The 21,467-nt window shown below is 59.2% G+C and carries 19 protein-coding genes and 2 pseudogenes; 6 read left to right on the top strand and 15 right to left on the bottom strand.

The genetic code is table 11. From position 1 onward, the window contains the following. Positions 1-24 precede the first annotated feature (24 nt). From JBO08_RS03885 to JBO08_RS03870, 4 genes are all read right to left on the bottom strand, one after another. The gene (locus JBO08_RS03885) at positions 25-903 is read right to left on the bottom strand and encodes an SMP-30/gluconolactonase/LRE family protein (RefSeq protein ID WP_065946166.1); all 879 of its coding nucleotides are present in this window, start codon (positions 901-903) and stop codon (positions 25-27) included. 63 nt (positions 904-966) lie between these two features. Further along, positions 967-1,899, bottom strand: a complete 933-nt coding sequence (locus tag JBO08_RS03880) for a 3-keto-5-aminohexanoate cleavage protein (RefSeq protein WP_065882115.1) — start codon at positions 1,897-1,899, stop codon at positions 967-969. A 67-nt stretch (positions 1,900-1,966) separates the two neighbouring features. Continuing rightward, on the bottom strand, positions 1,967-2,755 hold the full coding sequence (locus JBO08_RS03875; protein WP_065874785.1) for an SDR family oxidoreductase: 789 nt from the start codon (positions 2,753-2,755) through the stop codon (positions 1,967-1,969). Next, positions 2,752-3,474 (bottom strand): GntR family transcriptional regulator, encoded by a 723-nt coding sequence (locus JBO08_RS03870; protein ID WP_065874784.1) that lies wholly within the window; start codon positions 3,472-3,474, stop codon positions 2,752-2,754. The genes JBO08_RS03875 and JBO08_RS03870 overlap by 4 nt, the downstream gene beginning before the upstream one ends. A 234-nt stretch (positions 3,475-3,708) precedes the next feature. On the opposite strand from JBO08_RS03870, the gene JBO08_RS03865 reads away from it, so the two are divergent. Both JBO08_RS03865 and JBO08_RS03860 read left to right on the top strand, forming a co-directional pair. Beyond that, complete coding sequence (locus JBO08_RS03865; RefSeq protein WP_065874783.1) at positions 3,709-5,016, top strand: MFS transporter; 1,308 nt, start codon at positions 3,709-3,711, stop codon at positions 5,014-5,016. Next, positions 5,013-5,771: a substrate-binding domain-containing protein gene (locus JBO08_RS03860; RefSeq protein ID WP_220074521.1), complete on the top strand. Its 759-nt coding sequence runs from the start codon at positions 5,013-5,015 to the stop codon at positions 5,769-5,771. Before JBO08_RS03865 ends, JBO08_RS03860 begins: the two co-directional genes overlap by 4 nt. On the opposite strand, the pseudogene JBO08_RS03855 reads toward JBO08_RS03860, so the two are convergent. The 6 genes and pseudogenes from JBO08_RS03855 to JBO08_RS03835 all read right to left on the bottom strand — a co-directional run. Then, positions 5,763-5,882: pseudogene (locus tag JBO08_RS03855) on the bottom strand (LysR family transcriptional regulator); the annotation flags it as partial. The gene JBO08_RS03860 and the pseudogene JBO08_RS03855 sit on opposite strands and share 9 nt — an antisense overlap. A gap of 94 nt (positions 5,883-5,976) precedes the next feature. Next, a complete protein-coding gene (locus JBO08_RS28395; RefSeq protein WP_371905661.1) occupies positions 5,977-6,786 on the bottom strand; it encodes a methyl-accepting chemotaxis protein in 810 nt (269 codons plus the stop codon). A 48-nt stretch (positions 6,787-6,834) separates the two neighbouring features. Continuing rightward, positions 6,835-7,602: pseudogene (locus JBO08_RS28390) on the bottom strand (MCP four helix bundle domain-containing protein); the annotation flags it as partial. Between the two features lie 206 nt (positions 7,603-7,808). After that, positions 7,809-8,834 carry a histone deacetylase family protein gene (locus JBO08_RS03845; protein ID WP_220074522.1) on the bottom strand — a complete coding sequence of 342 codons (1,026 nt, stop codon included), beginning with the start codon at positions 8,832-8,834 and terminating at the stop codon, positions 7,809-7,811. 79 nt (positions 8,835-8,913) lie between these two features. After that, complete coding sequence (locus JBO08_RS03840; protein ID WP_220074523.1) at positions 8,914-10,143, bottom strand: Zn-dependent hydrolase; 1,230 nt, start codon at positions 10,141-10,143, stop codon at positions 8,914-8,916. 13 nt (positions 10,144-10,156) lie between these two features. After that, the gene (locus JBO08_RS03835) at positions 10,157-11,476 is read right to left on the bottom strand and encodes an MFS transporter (RefSeq protein ID WP_065874778.1); all 1,320 of its coding nucleotides are present in this window, start codon (positions 11,474-11,476) and stop codon (positions 10,157-10,159) included. 158 nt (positions 11,477-11,634) lie between these two features. Here JBO08_RS03835 and JBO08_RS03830 point away from each other — a divergent pair, with 158 nt between their 5' ends. Beyond that, the gene (locus JBO08_RS03830) at positions 11,635-12,573 is read left to right on the top strand and encodes a LysR family transcriptional regulator (protein WP_065874777.1); all 939 of its coding nucleotides are present in this window, start codon (positions 11,635-11,637) and stop codon (positions 12,571-12,573) included. Between the two features lie 55 nt (positions 12,574-12,628). Here the strand turns inward: JBO08_RS03830 and JBO08_RS03825 are convergent, their stop codons facing one another. Next, complete coding sequence (locus JBO08_RS03825; protein ID WP_065910466.1) at positions 12,629-12,883, bottom strand: hypothetical protein; 255 nt, start codon at positions 12,881-12,883, stop codon at positions 12,629-12,631. A 280-nt stretch (positions 12,884-13,163) separates the two neighbouring features. Here JBO08_RS03825 and JBO08_RS03820 point away from each other — a divergent pair, with 280 nt between their 5' ends. Continuing rightward, on the top strand, positions 13,164-14,390 hold the full coding sequence (locus JBO08_RS03820; RefSeq protein ID WP_049709493.1) for an MFS transporter: 1,227 nt from the start codon (positions 13,164-13,166) through the stop codon (positions 14,388-14,390). 77 nt (positions 14,391-14,467) lie between these two features. Here JBO08_RS03820 and deoC read toward each other — a convergent pair whose 3' ends face one another. After that, entirely contained in the window at positions 14,468-15,151 is a 684-nt protein-coding gene (gene deoC, locus JBO08_RS03815; RefSeq protein WP_065882104.1) for a deoxyribose-phosphate aldolase, read from the bottom strand. Positions 15,152-15,272: 121 nt separating this feature from the next. Here deoC and deoR point away from each other — a divergent pair, with 121 nt between their 5' ends. Further along, a complete protein-coding gene (gene deoR, locus JBO08_RS03810; RefSeq protein WP_371905599.1) occupies positions 15,273-16,037 on the top strand; it encodes a DNA-binding transcriptional repressor DeoR in 765 nt (254 codons plus the stop codon). A gap of 20 nt (positions 16,038-16,057) precedes the next feature. Here the strand turns inward: deoR and JBO08_RS03805 are convergent, their stop codons facing one another. The 3 genes from JBO08_RS03805 to rbsK form a co-directional block, all read right to left on the bottom strand. Then, positions 16,058-17,131, bottom strand: a complete 1,074-nt coding sequence (locus JBO08_RS03805) for an aldose 1-epimerase family protein (protein WP_065910467.1) — start codon at positions 17,129-17,131, stop codon at positions 16,058-16,060. Further along, positions 17,128-18,459, bottom strand: a complete 1,332-nt coding sequence (gene fucP / locus JBO08_RS03800; protein ID WP_065910468.1) for an L-fucose:H+ symporter permease — start codon at positions 18,457-18,459, stop codon at positions 17,128-17,130. Before fucP ends, JBO08_RS03805 begins: the two co-directional genes overlap by 4 nt. Before the next feature lie 67 nt (positions 18,460-18,526). Then, complete coding sequence (rbsK, locus tag JBO08_RS03795; protein ID WP_065890358.1) at positions 18,527-19,447, bottom strand: ribokinase; 921 nt, start codon at positions 19,445-19,447, stop codon at positions 18,527-18,529. 642 nt (positions 19,448-20,089) lie between these two features. On the opposite strand from rbsK, the gene JBO08_RS03790 reads away from it, so the two are divergent. Continuing rightward, positions 20,090-20,905, top strand: coding sequence for a hypothetical protein (locus JBO08_RS03790; RefSeq protein ID WP_065874768.1), 816 nt, complete (start codon positions 20,090-20,092; stop codon positions 20,903-20,905). The last annotated feature ends 562 nt before the right edge of the window (positions 20,906-21,467 follow it).

Genomic DNA, 21,467 nt, shown 5'->3' with positions numbered 1-21,467 from the left:
AATATGCCTTATTGAAAAAACGCGCTAGCTGGCGAACCGTCGCTCGGCTATTCCTTGCACGCCCAACCCAGTAATGGCGAACAGCGCGCCGCGCTGCTGGCCGTCTGCCGGGAAACGCGGCAGCGGCGGCTTGGCCATGGAGGTCACAAACAGGGTGTCGAGATTCGGCCCGCCGAAGGTCAGGCTGGTGACCTTCTTCACTGGCATCTGGATGATGCGGTCGACCTGGCCATCGGGGGTGTAGCGCACCAGCTTTCCGGCGTAGACCAGGGCTTGCCACAGGCACCCTTCGGCGTCCACGGTGCAGCCGTCAGCGGCGCCACCGCCGGAGGTGTCGACCTTTGCGAAGGTGCGGCGGTTGCTCACGTTGCCCGTCGCGAGGTCACAGTCGTAGGCCCAGATCTCGCCGGACCACGTATCACAGAAGTAGAAGGTTTCACCCGACGGGCTCCAGCAAGGGCCGTTGGACACGATGATGCCTTCGTCCAGGGTGTGCAGGCTCAGGTCGGCGTCCAGGCGGTAGAGTTTGGCGCTGGCGCTGTCTTCCAGCGTGTCCATCGAACCGAAGATGAAGCGGCCCTGGCGGTCGACCTTGCCGTCGTTGAGGCGGTTGTTGGGCAGCTGCGGCTCCGGGTCGATGACCAGGTTGAGCTCGCCGCTGTTGAGGTCGAGGGTGTGCACGCCGTTTTGCAGGGCGACGATTGCACTCTCACCGTTGTGGCGCAGGGCCATGGAGCCAATCTTCTGGCCCACCTCCCAGGCGCGTAGTTCGCGGCCGTCATCGGTGCAGCGCAGGATGCGGCCGTCGGCGCTGTCGATCCAATACAAGCGTTGTTGCTCGACGTCCCACACCGGGCCTTCGCCCAGGGTGGTCTTGACGTCGACAAGCACTTCGATACGCATGGTGTGATCCCCTTATTGTTGTTGTGCGGGATACAGGCCGCGCTTTGCCGCGGCCCTGTGTGTTTAGAAGTTGACCTGGTCACGCCCTTTGAGCCCGAGGATTTCCCGCGCTTCGTCCGGCGTGGCGACGCGATGCCCCAGGGCTTCGATCACCGTACGAATGCGCCGTACCTGGTCGGCATTCGACGCCGCCAGTTTTCCCGGGCCATCCCACAGCGAATCTTCCAGGCCGACCCGCGCATTGCTGCCCATGGACAAGCCCATGGTCGCCAACGGAATTTGCCCACGCCCGGCGCCGAGGATTGACCACACGTAGTCGTCACCAAACAGCCGGTCGGCGGTGCGCCGCATGTGCGCCAAATCTTCCGGGTGCCCACCGATGCCACCGCGCAGGCCGAACACAGACTGGATAAACAAGGGTGGCTTGAGCAAGCCGCGCTCCAGGAAATGTGCAGCGGTGTAGAGGTGACCGATGTCGTAGCACTCGATCTCAAACCGCGTGCGGTTCTCGGCGCACGAATTGAGGATGTGGGTGATGTCGCGGAAGGTATTGCGGAATATCCGGTCGTCACTTTCTTCCAGGTAGGGCCGTTCCCAGTCGTGCTTGAACTCGGTAAAGCGGTTGAGCATTTCGTACAGCCCGAAGTTCATCGAGCCCATGTTCAGCGAGGCCAGTTCCGGCTTGAACTGCATCACCGGCTGTAGTCGTTCCTCTACGCCCATGGTTGGAGCGCCACCGGTGGTGATGTTGATCACCACGTCGCTGGCGGCCTTGATGTGCGGCAGGAATTCGGCGAACAGTGCGGGGTCCTGGCTCGGGCGGCCGTCGTTGGGATCACGGGCATGCAGATGAACAATCGCAGCACCGGCTTCAGCGGCGCCGATGGCGGCATCGGCAATTTCCTGCGCAGTAATCGGCAAATGCGGTGACATCGACGGCGTATGAATCGCGCCGGTGACGGCGCAGGTAATGATGACAGGACGTTTTTTGGACATGACGATTCTCCGACTTTTATTCTTATGAAAAAAATCCTGGGTACAGCGCGAGGTGTTCTTCCGTGACTTACAGGTATTCGACGTTACCGTCGACGCTGATCGCCTGGCCGGTCACGTTGCGCGCGGCGGGCGAACAGAGAAACAACGCCATGGCGGCCACGTCTTCGGCGGTGACCATGCGCTTGAGGGAAATCTTGTTGAGGTATTCCTGACGCATCTCGGCTTCGGGCACGCCGACCTGCTCGGCACGGGCGCGGATCACGCCGTCCATGCGCGGGCCTTCGACGATGCCGGGCAGCAAGGCGTTGACGCGGATGTCACTCTCGCCCAACTCCGAGGCCAGGGATTTCATCAAGCCGACGATGGCCCATTTAGTCGCCGCATACGGCGTGCGCCACGCGTAGCCCAAGCGCCCTGCCACCGAGGCGATATGCAGCAGATGGCCGTGGGACGATTCCTTGAGCATCGGTACCGCGTGGTGGGCAAAACGGTATTGCGCGGTGAGGTTGATGTTGATGGTGGCTTGCCACTCGGCGTCGCTGATCGCATCGATCCCGCCAGTAGGCCCGGCGATCCCGGCGTTGTTGACCAGCACATCGAGGCCGCCGAAATGCTCGTGCTGCACCTTGAACACCGCCTCGATCTGCGCGGCATCGCTGACGTCGGCACGGGTGGCGACCGTGCCAGGGTATTTGTCGCGAAACGCTGCCAGGGCGGGCTCGCTCACATCACACACATGCACCTGGGCACCGGCTTCGAGATAAGCCGCCGCCAGCACTTCACCAATGCCGGCAGCCCCGCCGGAAATCAACACACGTAACCCAGGATAGGGCTGCAGCCGTTGTAGGACACTCATGCACGTTTACCTCCTGAAACAGACGACCGCGAACGGTCGTTCTTGACGAGCAGGCGCGCCAGGGAATCGGCGGCCTGCATGATGTCATCGGTCACCGCCGCGCGCGCGCCGGCGCCATCCCGGGCAGCCAGAGCTTCAACGATGCGCGTGTGCGCCTCCATCGAGCGTTGCAGGTGAGCTTTATCCGGGGCGACCAACGCAAAGCACGGGCCCATGTGCAGCCAGAAGTTTTCCACGGCGGCCATGGTCAACTCGGCCTGGGCCACGGCATAGATACGCCGGTGAAAAGCGAAGTTGGTCCACAGGTAGCGGGACACATCGACTTCGTCGGCGGCGTGCTGCATCTGTTGGCAGAGGTCGGTGATTTCGTCGAGGTCGGCTTTTTGCAGGAGCAGCACGGCCTTTTCGGCCAGTAAACCTTCAAGGGCGACCCGTGCATCACGAATTTCACGCAGACGTTCGACCGTCATCAGGCGGACGCGCAAACGGGAGGTTTCGGTGACTTCAAAGGCGTTTTCGGCGCTGAGGCGTTGCAGGGCTTCGCGCACCGGCATCGGGCTGGAACCGAGGGCTTCGGCGAGGCCGCGGATGGTGAGTTTCTGGCCAGGCTGGAAACGACCACTCATCAGCGCTTCGCGGATCTGGCGATAGACCTGGTCTTGCAAGGTATCGCGGGATACCTGGCGCAGGGTGGGCAGGAGGAGCGGACCATCTGTCATGAGGCAAAACCTGTGTTGTCGTTCTTATGGCCTCAATATGTGATCACAAATCAAATATGTCAAATAGTTTCCCGTTGATAGGTGCGCCGCGACATTTGGACTGCGCTGCGGATTGATAGCCAACAAACATCAATCCATCCAAATTTGTCACTTTTCATTTCTAAATGTGTCAGCCACTATTCTCGGTCATAGGCGAATCAAGCACTTTAAAAAGAACGCTGGAGACACAAAACCATGACTAGCCCTAACCGGCCCGAATCTGCCCAATCTAAAATTGGCGCGGTTTTCCGCGTTACTTCGGGTAACTTCCTCGAACAGTTCGACTTCTTTCTGTTCGGTTTCTACGCCACTTACATTGCTGCCGCGTTCTTCCCTGCCGCTAATGAGTTTGCGTCATTGATGATGACCTTCGCCGTATTCGGCGCAGGCTTCCTGATGCGTCCGTTGGGCGCAATCATCCTGGGCGCCTACATCGATGACGTCGGTCGCCGCAAAGGACTGATCGTGACCCTGTCGATCATGGCCAGCGGCACGCTGCTGATCGTGTTGGTGCCCGGTTATCACACCATTGGCCTGTGGGCACCTTTGCTGGTATTGCTGGGCCGTTTGCTGCAAGGCTTCTCGGCCGGTGCGGAACTGGGCGGCGTGTCGGTGTACCTGTCCGAAATGGCAACGCCAGGACGCAAGGGGTTCTACACCAGCTGGCAGTCGGGCAGCCAACAGATCTCCATCGTGGTCGCCGCCGCATTGGGTTATGGCCTGAACGTGTGGATGGAACCCGCTGTGGTCGCCGATTGGGGCTGGCGTATTCCGTTCGCCATCGGCTGCGTGATCATCCCGTTCATCTTCATCCTGCGTCGCAACCTGCAGGAAACTGAAGAGTTCGCCAATCGCAAGCACCGTCCAACCATGCGCGAAGTACTGGCGACCCTGGTGAAGAACTGGACCGTGGTGATCGGTGGCATGTTGATGGTGGCCATGACCACGACGGCGTTCTACCTGATCACCGTGTACGCGCCGACGTTCGGCAAGACCGTGCTGCAACTGAGCACCTCCGACGCTCTGCTGGTGACCCTGTTGGTGGCGGTGTCGAACTTTATCTGGCTGCCGATCGGCGGCACCTTGAGCGACCGTTTCGGCCGCAAGCCGGTGCTGATCGCCATGACTGTATTGACCGTTCTGACGGCATATCCAGCATTGTCCTACGTCGTGAACGCACCCAGCTTCGCGCACATGCTGGAAACCCTGCTGTGGTTCTCCTTCCTCTACGGCATGTACAACGGCGCCATGATCCCGGCCCTCACTGAAATCATGCCGGTGGAAGTGCGCGTGGCGGGTTTCTCCCTGGCCTATAGCCTGGCGACGGCGATTTTTGGTGGGTTCACCCCGGCGATCTCCACGTGGTTCATTCACATCACTGGTGATAAAGCCTCGCCCGCCTACTGGATGATGTTTGCTGCGGCGTGTGCGCTGTGCTCGACCCTGGCGCTGTATCGCCACGCCAACGCCCGTGGGCAGGTGATGCAAGAGGCTGCACAATGAAGCCACTGCTCAACACCTTGGCGGCGGTGGCTCTCGGCACAATGGCGCTGACGGCCCAGGCCGAAGCGCTTAAGGTGATGACGTCTGGCGGCTTCACCGCCGCCTATAAATTGCTCGGCCCGCAATACGCCGAGCAGAGCGGCGACACCCTCGACACCCTCCTTGGCCCATCGATGGGCAAAGCGCCGGAAGCCATTCCCAACCGCTTGGCCCGCGGCGAACACGCCGACGTGGTGATCATGGTCGGCTATGCCCTGGATGATTTGATCAAGCAAGGCAAGGTCGACAAGGCCTCCCGCGTAGAACTGGCAGACTCGCGCATCGGCCTGGTGGTGAAGGAAGGCGCAGCAAAGCCTGCAATCGGTACTGATGCCGAACTGAAAGCCGTGCTGAGTAAAGCCAAGTCCGTGGCGTATTCGGACAGCGCCAGCGGTGTGTATGTCGAGAAAGAGCTGTTCAAAAAACTCGGCATGCCCGCCAAGGGCACCATGATCGAACGCATCCCGGTAGCCGAGCAGGTTGCCAAAGGTGACTACGAAGTAGGCTTGCAACAGGTCGCGGAATTGTTGCCAGTACCGGGCGTGACGTACGTCGGCAAGATCCCGGAAGATGTGCAATCGGTGACGCGTTTTGCCGCCGGCATCCCGGTGAACGCCGAACACCCGGCCCAGGCCAAGGAGTTGCTGCAATTTTTGTCATCGCCTCAGGCGCAACCCGTGGTGCAATCGACCGGACTGGACTCAGTGTCACGCTGACCGAAACGGCATTTCCCGCACCCACCGCTCCAACTCCAGCGCCGCTGGCGGCAATGTCCGCCCGCGGCGTTTTACCAAGCCCACATTACGCATCACCTGCGGCAATACCAGCCCGACCATCGTGGGCGCGTGGGCGCGACGTTGCAGGGGCACCGATGGGCGCCATGGGTGGCGGGACCACGTGGCCGTCATCACCTTGCTCGCGCTATAGCTGGAACCGCGCCACCGCCTCGCTCAGCGAGACCGCCAACTGCGCCAGCTCGCGACTCGCCCCATTGATCTGCCCGGCGCCGGATGAGGACTGCGCAGACAAGTCGCGAATGTTGACGATGTTGCGGTCGACTTCCTTGGCAACCTGAGCCTGCTCTTCTGCGGCGCTGGCAATGACTAGGTTACGTTGGTGAATCTGGTCGATGGAGTCGGTGATCTGACTCAACGCGCCTCCCGCACCTTCAGCCAAGGTCAAGGTAGCGGTAGCGCGCTGGGTACTGGACTGCATTGATGTCAACGCGTGGTCAGACCCCGTGCGCATCGCGGTCACCATCTGATCGATTTCCAGCGTCGATTGCTGCGTACGGTGTGCCAGTGCGCGCACTTCGTCCGCCACGACCGCAAAGCCACGTCCGGACTCACCGGCCCGCGCAGCCTCGATCGCGGCATTGAGGGCCAATAGGTTGGTCTGTTCGGCAATGGAGCGGATCACGTCGAGCACTTTGCCGATATCACGCGATTGTTCAGCGAGGGTCTGCACCAGCGTCGAGGTTTCACCAATATTTGTGCTCAGGGCCTGAATGGCGCTGACGGTTTCGCCGACACGGTGTTGGCCTTCGCGCGCCGTTTCATTGGAGAGGCGGGTGGACTCTGAGGTGGAAACCGCATTGCGCGCGACTTCATCCGCCGCCGAGGTCATCTCGTTGACGGCGGTGGCGGCTTGCTCTATTTCAGCGGTCTGCTTTTGCAGGCTGCGGCTGCTTTGATCAGTGATGCCATTCAGGTCGGTGGCGGATGATGCCATCTGCCCCGCCGACTGGCGGATCAGTTGTAAGGTCCCGCGCAGGTTGGCTTGCATGGTCTTGAGTGCTACAAGCAGGCGGGTCACTTCGTCGTCACCGGTAACAGCCACCGTTTGGGTCAGGTCGCCATGGGCCACGTTTTCTGCAGCGCGCACCGCATGGCTCAGCGGGCCGACAATACTGCGCGTCAGCAACCACGCCAGCGCCACTGTGCTCAACGCCGCCAGGAGCACGAAGCCGAACACCATCGTGCGCGAACGGCTGTATTGCGCCTCGGCCACCTGCCCCTGCTGGTTGATCTGCGCGTTGTAGTAGTCGGCCAGGGCATTGAGCTGCGCACCGGAGCCATCAATCACCGTTTTCATGTCCACCAGCAGCAGCTTGTTGAGTTCGGCGCCTTGCTGCTTGTCGGCAAGGACGAAAGATTGGGCCAGGCCTTGCTGGTACTGGCGCAGCGAAACCTGGAACTGGTCATAAAGCGAGCGTACTTCTGGGGTGTCGATCACCGCATCGAGGTCAGCCAGCCTTTTGACCAGGTCCTGGCTGCGGGTGTCCATCTGGCTGCGGTATTGTGGAAGGCTTGCGGGATTCGGATCCAACGCCATGCGCAAAGAGATCGTACGAATGCGCAGCATGATTTCGCGAATGTCCGCCACCAGCCGCATCTTGGGCACCAGCCCGCTCTCAACCTGCACCGCACTGGCACGGATGCTTGCCATGTTCGACAGCGCAAAAAAACCCAGCAGGGCCACGAGCAAGGCAATCAGGACAAAACCCAGACCCGCACGGCGGGCGATGGACAGGCTGCGAAGGGACATTTTCGGGAAGCTCTCTTTTGAGGGATACGATGTCGTATGAGAGAGTTTCGGCTCGCAATGGCGGGACTTTAGGGATGTCAGGAAAGTATTACTGAATATTTCAGCCGCTTTTTGAAAAGGATGAACGTACGGGAGACTAAAAAGCCTGCCCACCCTTGAGATCAGCAGGCTTTTTCGGTGTCAGACACCCGGTAACAACTGCCTGATTACTTCACCCACACTTCTGGCTCGCTGAAAAATGCCCGCGCATTACTGTTCAGCGTCTCCAAGTGATACCCGCCTTCCTGCACAATGACACACGGCAATCCCAGCCCTCGAATGCACTCCCCCAACCGCGCAAACCCTTCGCGCGTCACCGCGACTTTGCTCTGCGGGTCCAGCTCGTAGATATCAAAACCCAGCGACAGCACCAGCACATCTGCCGAGAAGTCTTTCACTGCTGCCAACGCACGTTCCAGTTTCTCGAAGAACACCGCCTCGCTGGCACCGTGAGGCATTGGCAGGTTGAGGTTGAAGCCTTCGCCCTGTGCGCTGCCGCGTTCTTCGGCGAAGCCAGCAACGCCAGGGTAGAAGTTGGTGGGATCGCCATGGATCGAGACGTACAGCACGTCGTCGCGTTCGTAGAAAATCTCCTGAATGCCCTGCCCGTGATGCATGTCGGTGTCGAGCACGGCGACACGCTGGAAACCTTGGCGCAGGGCTTGTGCAGCGACTGCCGCATTGTTGATGTAGCAAAAACCACCCGCCGCATCGAAGCGCGCGTGATGGCCCGGTGGCCGGCATAACGCGTAGGCAGCAGGCGCACCATCGAGAATAGCCTTGGCCGCTGCAACGGCGCTCTGGGCCGACCAGTAGGCCGAACGCCAGGTGAGTTCACCGATGGGGCAACTGCCATCCGCCAGGTAGCGCGCAGCCTGGGCAAGGATGCCGCGCAAGGCGTTGGGCTCGCGTACGAATATGTTGGACATGACTTCGTCGCCCCAGTCTTCGGGGACTTCCTTCCAGCGTTGGTGGGCTTCCTGAAGGAACGCCAGGTAAGGAGCACCGTGCACGGCCAGCAATGGATCGAGGCCGTAATCCTGCGGCTGCTGGATGTCGAAACCCAAGGTTTGCGCAGCCTGCAACAGGTTGCGGGCACGCTCGGGGACTTCCTGCGGCGTGCGCATCTGGCCGCGGGAGTAGTAGCTGCGCGGAGAGTGCAGAAGTTGTTCAGGGTGGAAAAATGTACGCATCAGATGCTCCTGGGTGAACACGGAACCCGTGGGAGCTGGCGCCCACAGGTGAATCCGGTCAGCCTTGAAATATGAGTGATCAGTTGGCTTGGCCGGCGCGTTTCAACACGGCGTTGAGCAATACGTCGGTGCCCTGGCGCACGTCGTCGGGCAGCACATCTTCGGCTTCGTTATGGCTGAGGCCGCCGATACACGGGATGAAGATCATCGCGGTCGGGCAATAGCGTGCCAGGTGGATGGCATCATGTCCGGCGCCGCTGACGATACGTTGCTGGCTGTAGCCCAAGGCGTCCACCGAGGTTTGTACGCAGGCGACGCACTCGGCATCGAAAGGCGTGGCCGGGCTGATCCAGTGGGGGCTCACGGTGACGGTCAGGCCGCGTTGCGCGGCAATGGCCTGCAACTGTTGGCGCACCTGTTGCTCCATGGCGTCTATCTCGCTGTCGCGGTGATGGCGCAGGTCGACGGTGAAATTCAGCAGGCCAGGGATGGTATTGCGTGACGATTTAGCGAGGCTCAATTCGCCCACGGTGGTCAGGCCTTCCGGGGCGAAATCGGCCGCCAGTTGCTCCAACGCCTGGATCATTTGCGCAGCGCCGTACAACGCATCTTTACGCAGCGGCATCGGTGTAGTGCCGGCATGGGCGGCCATGCCTTCGACCCGCACATCCAGCCAGCGAATCGCCTGGCCACCGGTGACCACGCCGATGCTCTTGGCGTTGTCTTCAAGGATCGGGCCCTGCTCGATATGCGCCTCGAAATACGCATCCACCGCGCCACCCAATGGGCGTGAACCGCTGTAGCCGGTGGCACGCAGGGCCTCGGCCACGCTGATACCATCAACGTCTGCGGTGGCCAGCGCCTTATCCAGCGCCAGGGTGCCGGTGAACACCGCCGAGCCGAGCATGGCCGGCGTAAAACGGGCGCCCTCTTCGTTGGTCCACACGGCGATTTCCAACGGTTTGCGCGTCTGGATAGCGTGATCATCAAGGCTGCGGATCACCTCCAGGCCCGCCAATACACCATAGACGCCATCAAAGCGCCCGCCTTCCGGCTGGGTGTCGAGGTGGCTTCCCATCATGACCGGTGCCGCCTCCTTATCCGTACCGGCACGACGGGCGAACAGATTGCCGATGGCATCCACGCTCAGGGTCAACCCGGCGGCTGTGCACCAGTGGCTGAACAACTCACGACCGGCTTTGTCTTCGGCACTCAAGGCCAATCTGCAACTGCCGCCGCGGGCTGTGGCGCCGATCTCGGCCATGGCCATCAGGCTGGCCCACAGACGCTCGCCATTAATCTTCAACATGACACATTCTCCCTCAAACGCTATGAGCCATTTCATGACGGTGAGCGGTGGCATGGCGGCGCGACAACGCCAGTACACACACCAGCGACACCGCCGCGATCAGGCTATAAAACACAGCCATGGGCCACCATTGGCCTTGGTATTGATGGGCCAGCCAAGTGCCAATCAACGGGGTGAGCCCACCGGCCAGCGCACCGCACACCTGGTATGCCAGGGAGATCGCGGTGTAGCGCACGCGGGTTTCAAACAGGCCGCTGACAAAGCCTGCGATCACCGCATAAAACGAAGCCATGCACACCACCGCCAGGGCGATGCCGAGGATGATCAACGGTGCCTGACCGCTGCTCACCAGTACGAACATCGGGTAGGGCGAAGCCATTGCCAATACGCTCATCGCGCACAGGAAGCGCGTAGCGCCAACCTTCTCCGCCACCCAGGCGGCCAGGGGCTGGACGCAGAACTGAATGATGGCAACGAAGAACAGGCACTCCAGAATCAGCGAGCGCGGCAGGCCCAGTTGCTGAGTGCTGTAGGCAATCATGAAGGTGTTGGTGAAATACACCCCGGCAATGCCCAGGGTGTTGGCGCCGATGCACAGCAGCAGCGGGCGCCAGGCGGTTCGCAGCACTTCAACGACAGGCGCCTGGTCTTTCTTGATGGCTCGCGCTTTTTCGGCCAAGGCTTTGTCTTCGAGGAATTCAGGCGACTCATTCACGCCCAGGCGAATCGCCAGGCCGACAACCAGCAGCAACGCGCTGGCGAGAAACGGCACGCGCCAGCCCCAACTGAGCAAGTCTTCTTCCGGCAAACGGGTGACCGCGCTGAACGCCAGCAACGACAGGATCAATCCCGCCGGGCTGCCCAACTGCGCGAAGGAAGCAAAGAAGTTACGCCGACCTTTCGGCGCATGCTCGCCCGCCATCAACACCGCCCCGCCCCACTCACCGCCGACGGCAATACCTTGCACAACGCGCAGCAGAACCAGCATCACCGGTGCAGCGGCGCCGATCTGGGCGTAAGTAGGCAACAGGCCGATACATACGGTGACCACGCCCATCATCACCAACGTGATGACGAGGGACTTCTTGCGCCCGATCCGGTCGCCGATATGGCCAAACACAATGCCGCCCAATGGCCGTGCAAAGAAGCCCACGGCGAAGGTGCCGAAGGCGGCCATGGTGCTGAACAGTTTGTCTTCGGAGGGGAAAAACAATTGGCCGAACACCAGCGCGGCGGCAGTGGCGTAGATGTAAAAGTCGTACCACTCGATCATGGTGCCGATAAAAGCGGCGGCCGCAGCACGGCGAGGCTGAGGCGAAGCGGAAGGCTTCATGGGGCTGGCTCCTTTGGTTATTTTTTTGGCAGGAGAAAGGTCGAACACATGCGCTCTGATGGCGCTTGTTGAGCGTGAGTTTTCGTCTCGAGGCTATGATTAGTCAATTTTCTATTTATTATTCCAATTATAAATCCTGCTTATTATTGAGCCGCACCATGTCCGAAACCCGCCGCGACATTCACCCCCTGCTCAACGACCGCCTGGACTGGAACCTGCTGCGCACTTTTCGCGTGATCGGCCAGGAGCTGAGCATCAGCCGCGCCGCCGCACGCCTGCACCTGACCCAGCCGGCGATCAGCCAAGCCCTCAAGCGCCTGGAAGAACAACTCGACTGCCAACTCATCGTTCGCCGTGGTCCACGTTTTGTGTTGACCGAGGCCGGTGAACAGATCTTCGCCATTGCCGGCGAGATGTACGGCCAGGTGTCGCAGATGAGCAACGCCCTGCAAAAACCCGGCGATGAAGTGATCGGCAAGGTGCGTTTGCTGATGATCAGCCGGATCAACTCGGACACCTTCGATGAATTTCTCGCGGGCTTTCACCGCGAACACCCTCGGGTAGACCTGGAGGTCGAGGTGATGCGCAGCTCGGACATCGTCGCCGCACTTCTGGAAAAAACTGCAACCCTGGGTTTGAGCCTCAACCGTCGGCCGCAGCCACGCCTGGAGCAGCATCTGTTCCTGCGCCAGCGCTATGCATTTTTCTGCGGCCGGCACCACCCGCTTTTCGGGCGCACCGGTTTGGCGGAGGGGGATTTGCAGTCGGAGAACTTCGTGAGTTTTACCAGCGACCAGATTGGCGGGATGCTGTCGCCGTTGACGATTTTCCGTGATCAACAAGGGTTTAGCGGGCGGATCGTGGCGTCCTCCTCAAGCCTTGAAGAAGTGCGTCGGTTGGTGATTGCCGGGTTTGGCTTGGGCTGTTTGCCGATTCATGTGGTGGCGGAGGATGTGAAGAACGGGCTGCTGTGGCGGCTGCCGCCGGATGAGGGGATCGCGGACGTGGATATTCATTTGCTGTGGAATCGGGAACAGAAGATGAGTCGGGCGGAAACGGTGTTTATCGAGAGCCTGTCAGAACGGCTTGGGCGATGACGCAGGCCTTGTAGTGGGTTCGACTACAAGGCCTTTTCTATCCAGCGGAGGTGACTTAGCTTCCGCGCTCCTTATTGGCTTGAGACAGAACCGAGGCGGCAAGCGCCTTGGTATCTTCGCTGTATTTATCGCTGCCCAGCACCTCTCCAGCTTTCTGCTCCATCTCTGCACTCGTCTGCTTGTCGGTGCCTTTCTGGGCTAAAGCTGAAGCGGCGAGGCTTTTGGCAATGGGTGAGGCGCTTTGGCTGTTGAGCGTTTCCGCCGCCAACGTCGCGATCTTGCCGGAGGTTTCTTTGGTATTTTTGCTCATGATGCAGTTCCTTTGCGGTTGGAGGCGCCCAATGTCGAGCGCTACCACAAAGTAATAAGGTGCCAGGTGTACCGCAATGCGCTGCTCGTAGGCAGCGTTTTGAAAGCCTGTACGAAAGGTGCATTGAACATGTAGTGCGTGCTAGAGCGTCGCATCGATTGCACTGATGATTACTATCGAAACGAGCGCCTGCCCGATTTTCACCACTGTTTCCTATAATCGCCTCCAAATTCCCTCCCCCTCGCCTGGCTTCAGGCGACGCTCATCCTGGAACCCAACCATGCCAAGTGCCAGCCAGGCCCCTCGCGGCCTTCCCGAACATAATCAACAAAGTGTCAAACAGCAGTGGTTGGCCATTCTCTCGGTTGCCGTGGGCGCGTTTGCCTTGGTCACCAGTGAGTTTCTGCCCGTGGGCGTGCTCAACGACGTCGCCAGCGACCTCGGCATCACCGCCGGCCACGCAGGCCTGATGGTCACCCTGCCTGGCATCATGGCCGCCCTCGCCGCCCCCCTGCTGTCGGTGATCATTGGCACCATGGACCGGCGCTATCTGCTGATCGGCCTGACGCTGGTCATGATTATCGCCAACTCAGTCGTGGCCTTCGCCAGTGACTTCAGCCTGCTGCTGTTCGGCCGCGTCTTGCTGGGTATCAGCATCGGTGGTTTCTGGGCGACGGCCATTGCCCTCAGCGGCCGCCTGGCCCCCAAGGGCGTGGGCGTAGCGAAGGCCACATCGATCATCATGATGGGGGTGACCCTGGCCACCGTACTGGGCGTGCCCGTAGGGACCTGGCTCAGCGGCCTGATGGGCTGGCGCATGACCTTCCTGGTCACCGCGCTGTTGGGCATACCGGTAGTCCTCGCGCAGGTCTTCCTGCTGCCCCGGCTCAACCCGGAAAAAGCCATTCACGTCAGTGACCTGCCGGCGTTGTTTATCAACCCACGGGCGCGGGTCGGACTGATCGCCGTATTGCTGATCGGCCTGGCGCACTTTGCCGCGTATACCTATGTCGCACCGTTCTTCAAAAACAGCTCCGGCTTCGATGGCCCGACGATTGGCTCGTTGCTGCTGATGTTTGGCGTGGCCGGGGTAGCGGGTAACATTTTCGCCGGCTTCGCCGCCAACCGCAGCGTGCGCTACACCCTTCTGCTGGTCGCGCTGATGATCGGCACCAGCACCGCTCTGTTCCCCCACTTCGCCACCGGTTTGACCGGCGCAGCCATGCTCATTGCGCTCTGGGGTTTCGCCTTTGGCGCCTTCCCGGCTTGCGCCAGTATCTGGATGTTTGTGGTCGCGCCCAAGGATGTGGAACGCGGCATGCCACTGTTCGTCGCCTTGTTCCAGGTGATCATTGCGTTGGGCTCGTTCTTTGGCGGGCGGATCGTCGATCAGATGGGCAGCTCGGTATTGTTGAGCCTGGCTACGGCGTTGGTGGGCTGTGGGTTTGTCACCGTGTTGGTGCTGGGGCGTAATGTGAGTAACAGCTTGGCGGCTCAACCTGCCTGACCAGACCAGTACCCATTAAAAAGCCTGCTGAGCCTTGAGTTCAGCAGGCTTTTTCAATGGTCGGGTACAACGCGAATTCAGTAACCCGCCGCATCCTCGAGCTTGCCACTGACAATGCTCACCCCCGAGCTTGTGCCCAGGCGGGTGGCGCCAGCTTCGATCATGCCCACTGCAGTCGCATAGTCGCGCACCCCACCCGACGCCTTGACCCCCATCTGCGGGCCGACGACGCGGCGCATCAGGGCGATGTCTTCCGCGGTGGCACCACTGCGGCTGAAGCCCGTCGAAGTCTTGACGAAAGCCACGCCCAGTTCACGGCAGATTTCGCAGGCCCGGATCTTTTGCGCCTCGTCCAACAGGCAGGTTTCGAGAATCACTTTCAGCGGCACCGCGCCACAGGCTTGATGCACTGCGGCGATATCGTCGCGCACTGTATCCAGCCGCCCTTCGCGCAGGGCGCCGATATTGAGCACCATGTCGATCTCTCCCGCGCCCACGGCGATTGCCTGTTGGGCTTCGAAGGCTTTACTCTCGCTCAGCCCCGCACCCAGTGGGAACCCGATCACTGCGCAGACTTTGACCTTCTGCCCTGCAAGCAATTGAGCGGCAAAAGGCACCTGGCCCGAGTTCACGCACACGGAATAGAACCCATATTCCTGCGCTTCTTTGCATAACTCTGCGATTTGCTCCCGCGTCGCGTCGGGCGCCAGTAAGGTGTGATCGATAAATTGTGCAAGTGCTGCGGGTGTGATTGAGGTCATGAAATCCGTTCCTGATGAAGGAGCACGATGGACGTAACGTATTAGAAAGCGCGCCCAACAAATGTTAATATAATACCAATAAATGATGTAATTACAACATAACTGGCCGATCGGAATACCTGTGGAAAGCAAACAATCAGAACGCATCAAACTGATCCAGCAAGCCCTGCAGGACCAAAAGGCGATCCATCTGCGGGAGATGGCCGCGTTGCTGGAAGTCTCGGAAATGACCCTGCGCCGGGATCTCAACCGCTACCCGGACAAGTTCCATCTACTTGGCGGGCATATCACGCTCGCATTCGACCCAGAAGGTGCGCCCGACTACAAAGTCACGGAGCAAGGCACTCGGCATGTGGAAGAGAAACGCCGCATCGGCAAGCTCGCGGCCGCGGTTATCAAGCGCGGCGACACGGTCTTCTTCGACTGCGGTACCACGGTGCCCTTTGTGATTGATTTCATCCCCGATGAACTGGAGTTCACCGCGGTCTGCAACTCGCTCAACGTGTTGCTCAAACTGCAGCAAAAACCCAACTGCACGATCGTCCTGTGTGGCGGCACCTTCCATCGCAAGAACCAAGTGTTCGACCATGCCGACGAGAGCAGCATCCTCGACAACGTGCGCTTGACCTGGGCATTCATCTCGGCCGCAGGCGTCAGCGAAACCTTCGGCGTGACCTGCTTCAACTTCAATGAAGTGGCGGTCAAACAGAAGGTCTTGCGCCAGGCCCAGCACCGCATGCTGCTGGCCGACCACAGCAAGTTCGACGTCGTGCGCACCGCGCATTTCGCCACCCTGGAACAATTCAACGTGGTGGTCTCCGATAAGAAGCTGCCCAAACCTTACCGTGAGCTGATCACGCAATACGGCGCGCAATGGGTGGTGTGAACCTCCCTCGCCACGCCTCATCAGCCGCCCAACTCATCCCGTAGGCGGCAACGCTCTTCGGCCGACAAATAACCGGTGCTCACGCTGAAAAGTGCACGTTGCCCGCCGGCCAACGAGCGCACATTGCCTTTGGCTTTTTCCGCCAGGTAGCCCTCGGGTTCGCAGGTAGAAGGCAAGACGAATGCGGCGACACCTTGGTCGGCGTTATGCAGGATCCAGCGGGTGGCATGGGAAAACTGATCGGGCCGATAGCGGGTGTAAAACGCCGAACCTTCGGGATGGTCCAGTAGAAAATGCGCATGGCCTGCAGCATCGGCGGGCACCTCTTCGAAGAAACAGACAATTTCCGGATCATGCAGCGCGGGGCTGTCCAGGCTGCTCAAGCGCGAAGGATCCTGGCTCAATTCAGCCATGTAGGCCGACCACTCGGGGGTCGGCTTGACGTGGGCCGGCACGCTGCTGCGAACCCGGACCCGGGCGCCGGCCAAGGGCTCGACCAGGCTGGCGCCGGGAATGTAGGCGTAGTTCATGTGGGCCATATACATCAGTTCCATGGCCTTGCCCGCAAGATTGGTGACCGCCATGCCGATATCAAATACCCCCGAGCCGACACGCAGGGTCAACGTGGGTGTGGCGCGATAGTGGTCGCCAAACCCCTGCACATACTCGTAGTCCCCACCCAGGCGCAGGTACAGGCCAGCGGCGTCTTCCCCCACTTCCAGCCAGGCGGCGTCCATCGGCGCGCAGGGCATTTCGCCGTGCAGCGGGTGGTCGTCGGCCGGGGCGGGGCAACCGTTGCGCAGCAGCCCGGCGTGGAACATAAAACAGCCGTAGGTGCCGATCACCGTCGAACTGGGCTTGGGCTGGCGAAACATGTTGCGCATCGTCAGCTCGCAACCGTCGAAGGTCGCGGACCAGATCATCTGCCCCTGGTAAGGCAAGGCCACCACGCGGCCGCGGGCATTTTCCAACGCCAGCGCCTTGACCCCACTGGGGTAGGTCCAGGCCAGCACGCGAAAAACGTCCGATTGCAGCAGGGTCTTTTCGACGCCGCTGAACTGCTCGGGAGACAAGGCCAGCGTGAAGGTTTTCATGAGGCCACCACAGCGCCAGCCCCAGGCTGCGCGGCGCGGCTGTGACGCATGCAGGAATAGGCGTAGGCCACAATCACCACAAAACACAGCAGGGGCACGCTGTACGCCAGCTGCATATTGCCGTGAGTGGCATCTGACAGCAGGCCTTGGAACACTGGAATCACCCCGCCGCCGACGATGCTCATCACCAGCAGAGAACCGCCGACACTGGTGTCTTCGCCCAGCCCTTCAATCGTCAGGCCATAAATGGTCGGCCAGCACGGCCCGAGGAAAATGCTCACCGCGACCGCTGCGTACACCGCGCTGATATTCGGTACCAGGATGGTGTAGGCGAGCAAGGCAATGGTCAGCACGCCGTAGATGGCCAGGACCTTGGCAGGGTGCAGCTTGCGCATCAACAGATTGGCGATCATCTTGCCGACGAAATAAGCGGCAAAGGTCGTCAGCAGGAACCATGACGCGCTGCGCTCGTTCATCCCGCCCATCTGCATCGCCAGGCGAATGGTGAAGCTCCAAACACCGACCTGGGCCCCCACATACAGAAACTGCGCCAGCACGCCGAAGGTAAAGCGCGGATTACGCGACAGGCGCGCCAGGCTCTGGCCAAGGCTGGGCTTTTTCACCTCAGCCTTGACGTTGCCCCGGCACGCGGGGAAGCGGGTGATGGCAATGAGGATAAACATCAGCACCAGCACCGCGATCATCCATTTGTACGGCAGCAGGGTCGACTGGATCATTTCCAACTGTTGGATAGCCGCCTCAGAGGCGCTCATTTGGGTCAGTTGTTCGTGGGTGGCGTCGGTGTCCTTGAACATCACGAAGCTGCCGACATACACGCCGGCCATGGCGCCGAACGGGTGGAAGGTCTGCGAGATGTTCAGGCGGCGGGTGCCGGTCTCCCGCGGGCCCATCAAGGTCGAGTAGGTGTTGCAGGCGGTTTCGAGAAACGAAAGCCCGCACGCGATCACAAACAGCGCCATCAGGAACATGCCGTAGGTGGCGCTGGATGCCGCAGGAAAGAACAGCGCGCAGCCTGCCATGTAGAGCATCAAACCCACGAGTATCGTGCTTTTATAGCCGAAGCGACGGACCACCAAGGCCGCCGGAATCGCGACGAAAAAGTAGCCCAGGTAAAACGCCGACTGCACAAATGCGGTTTGGAAATCGCTGAGCAAAAAGGCCTTCTTGAAATGCGCGATCAGCACGTCATTCATGCTGGCCGCCGCCGCCCACAGGGCGAAAATACTGCACAGCAGCAAAAACGCGAACCAGGGCGTGCGATTCAGGTAAAAACCATCGGCAGTTTGTTGGAGCGGGACTTTTGTCATTGTTATTCTCCGTGGGGTATACGGCGCGTCAGCCATACAGGGATGGCCGACATCGGTGATAGACGACTCAGGACGGGTCAAAAAACTCGGCGAACCGGGCAGCATCGGGGTAGGAGCTCTGGGTGCCGAGGCCGGTGACCGAACAGGCGGAATACGCCACCGCCCGGGTCATGGCCGCACGCATATCGCCCTGCTGGGTCCAGTAATGGGCGAAGCAACCGATAAAGGCATCACCGGCGCCGGTGGTGTCCCGGGCCTCGACCTCGCGCCCAGGCACATGAAACTCACCCTCCTCGCCCACATACAGCGCGCCTTGCTCGCCGAGGGTGACGATCACGTGGCGAATACCCTGGGCGACCAACACCCGCGCGGCGAGCAACGCACTCTCAGGCCCCTCGACCGACTTGCCGGTGATCAGTGACAGTTCGCTTTCATTGGGAATGAAAAAATCCAGCTGCGCCAGATGCTCGCGGCTCAAACCAGCGACCGCAGGGGCCGGATTGAGCAACACCGGAATGCCGTGGCGTTTGGCAAACTCGATGGCGTAGTAGACGGTTGCCAAGTCGATTTCCAACTGCAGGACGATCAGGCTGCATTCGCGTAAAGCCGCGTCCGCGGCGTCGATATCAGCCGGCTTCAAATGCGCGTTGGCGCCTTTGACGATCAGGATGCTGTTGTGGGAATCGCTCTGCACAAAGATTGGCGCCACGCCGCTGGACACCCCCGGCACCCGCGTGACGTAGCGCGAGTCGATGGCATGGCGTTGAAAATTGGCCAGGGTGTTATCGGCAAACATGTCATCGCCCAACTTGGTCAGCATCAACACTTCGCTGCCAAGCTTGGCCGCCGCCACTGCCTGGTTCGCCCCCTTGCCGCCGCACCCCATGGCAAAGCCCGGAGCCTCAAGGGTCTCGCCCTGCCGGGGCATTCGGTCGATATAGGTGACCAAATCCACCATGTTGCTACCGATGACCGCGATCTTATTCATGGATATCTTTACCTTGTGCACGATGTGGCAGGCACCACAGCGTTATTATTTTTGTTATTTAAATAACATTTTCTGTGACTATTCAACCTATTTTTTGTGAATGCGAAAAAGCTGGGCTGATGCGCTGACGAGCGGACGCGCGAATTCCGGACGCGACGACGCCGTACGAAGGCGCTCGGTTCGTTCGAAGGGTTGGCTGGAGGTGTAGAGAACTACCGCGAATTGGCTTGGGTTTAAGTTGGAAATAACCCTTGGCTTAAAGAATTTTGGTTACCTGCCGCTATAGAGGTTGAGTCTTGCTGTCTTTTCTATACAAGAAGAGGAAAAATGCTTTCGCGTCATGGATATATGACCTAAAGCTACTATCCTTCTTCATCAAAAAGGTACGTGTAGTTAAGGTGCTTACCGAAACGCGGAAGGACAAGCGTTATAGTGATTATCAAAATAAAGGGATATTTATGAGATTCGCTAAACTGTTCGGGGCAGCCACTCTACTCGCCTCTATGATTGCATCTGCCCAAGCTGGCACAATCGTCACCGTGAAGGTGAAGAACTCTACGACCGGTCCAGCCGCGTACACTTTCGAGTACTTTTCAGGGAGTAGATAGCGCTCGAGCTATCTTCAGCATCTGGAGTATCACCATGGATTTTTCGATTAAATCGTATCAAGCAAGTACACAGGCAAAGGTTTCTACACAAGAGAAGCTTCCTTCGTCCAACCCTGTAAATTTGCCTTCAGGGAATGCCGCAATCAAGACGACGGAGACCGTCACAATCTCCGATTCCGCACGGGCACTGTACGCATTAAGTAGCGCTGATGATAAACAAGCCTCTATGTCCAATAGGGATTTAAAAGGACAATATGCAAAAGGTCAGAGCGATATGTACAATTTCGGGCAGCGGATTGCTGGCGGAAATCTTAATAATGAGGATCTACTTCCCAAAACAGATAACCCTGCCCGTTTGGCGTTAGGTCAGCAGTCACTGGATTACGCAGTTGGGCTTTCTAAGCGCCCCCCCGAAAAACTTCCAAACCCATTTGAAGGCATGGCCCGAAACGGGCTAAGCAATATTGTTTATGATGATTCAGGAACCTATACGGTTGCAGAACGATATGCCGCTTATGGGGAACTTAGTAAGCAGGATGAAACATATTTTTCCAAGTTGTACGCCACTATAACGAACGGCGGTGACAACAGTGAAATCTTCAAAGGCATCATGGACTATTTCGATGATCTTCCAGGGGTCGAGAAAGCGGCATACCCTGATGGCTTTAGGGACAGTATAAAAAGTCTTTACCAAGAGCAGTTAGGACAATCGGGGCCGCTCGCCCTTCTCAGGCAATCGACTGAAAACGACTCTGAGAAATTGTCAACGAGCTTCTTCAACAAGGAACAATCACCGGAGCATATGTTGCAGGCAGTCTTAGAAAAAGCGATTGCTCTTTCGACGGTCTGACCAGTCCAAAGTAACCAATGTGTCACTGCCGGGATTAGTTAGGAACGTCAGCAGGGTTCGAGAACGGTTGGACGATTGAACGAATCGAGGCAGAAGCGCAAAAATACCAATCCGAACTGTGTGGTTCCAAGACAGAAGAGTTGGATTGGATGTTCAGAAACAATGTTGATGATTCCTTCCGTGCTTACCTTGCTGCTGGGACAGAGAACCTAGATGAGATCCTAGGGGCGGGCTCTCCGCTTCTCACGATGATGGACGACCTCGATTCGTACCTAAATCCGCATGTGAGCGGTCTAAACGTAGAGGTCGACAATCAGATAATCCACCTGACGCGTATGAATGCCCGGTTCCTTTTGATGACCGGCTTTCGTATTGGCCTGACAGGTCACGTTTCAGGCATTTGAGCTTGCAAGGTGTCTAGAGAATCCGGGGCGATTCAGTGGGCAGTGAACCACCGATTGCCAATGTATTTTGGCGGCGATTGACTAGTAGAACTGAGTAGTAGAATCGAAAAACACTCAGACACAAAAAAGCCCCGTAAATCATAGATTTACGAGGCTTT

Origin of the sequence: Pseudomonas sp. LAP_36 (assembly GCF_019456785.1) — a bacterium.
Classification (GTDB): Bacteria; Pseudomonadota; Gammaproteobacteria; order Pseudomonadales; family Pseudomonadaceae; genus Aquipseudomonas; species Aquipseudomonas tritici.
This window is presented reverse-complemented; position numbering and strand designations above follow the sequence as displayed.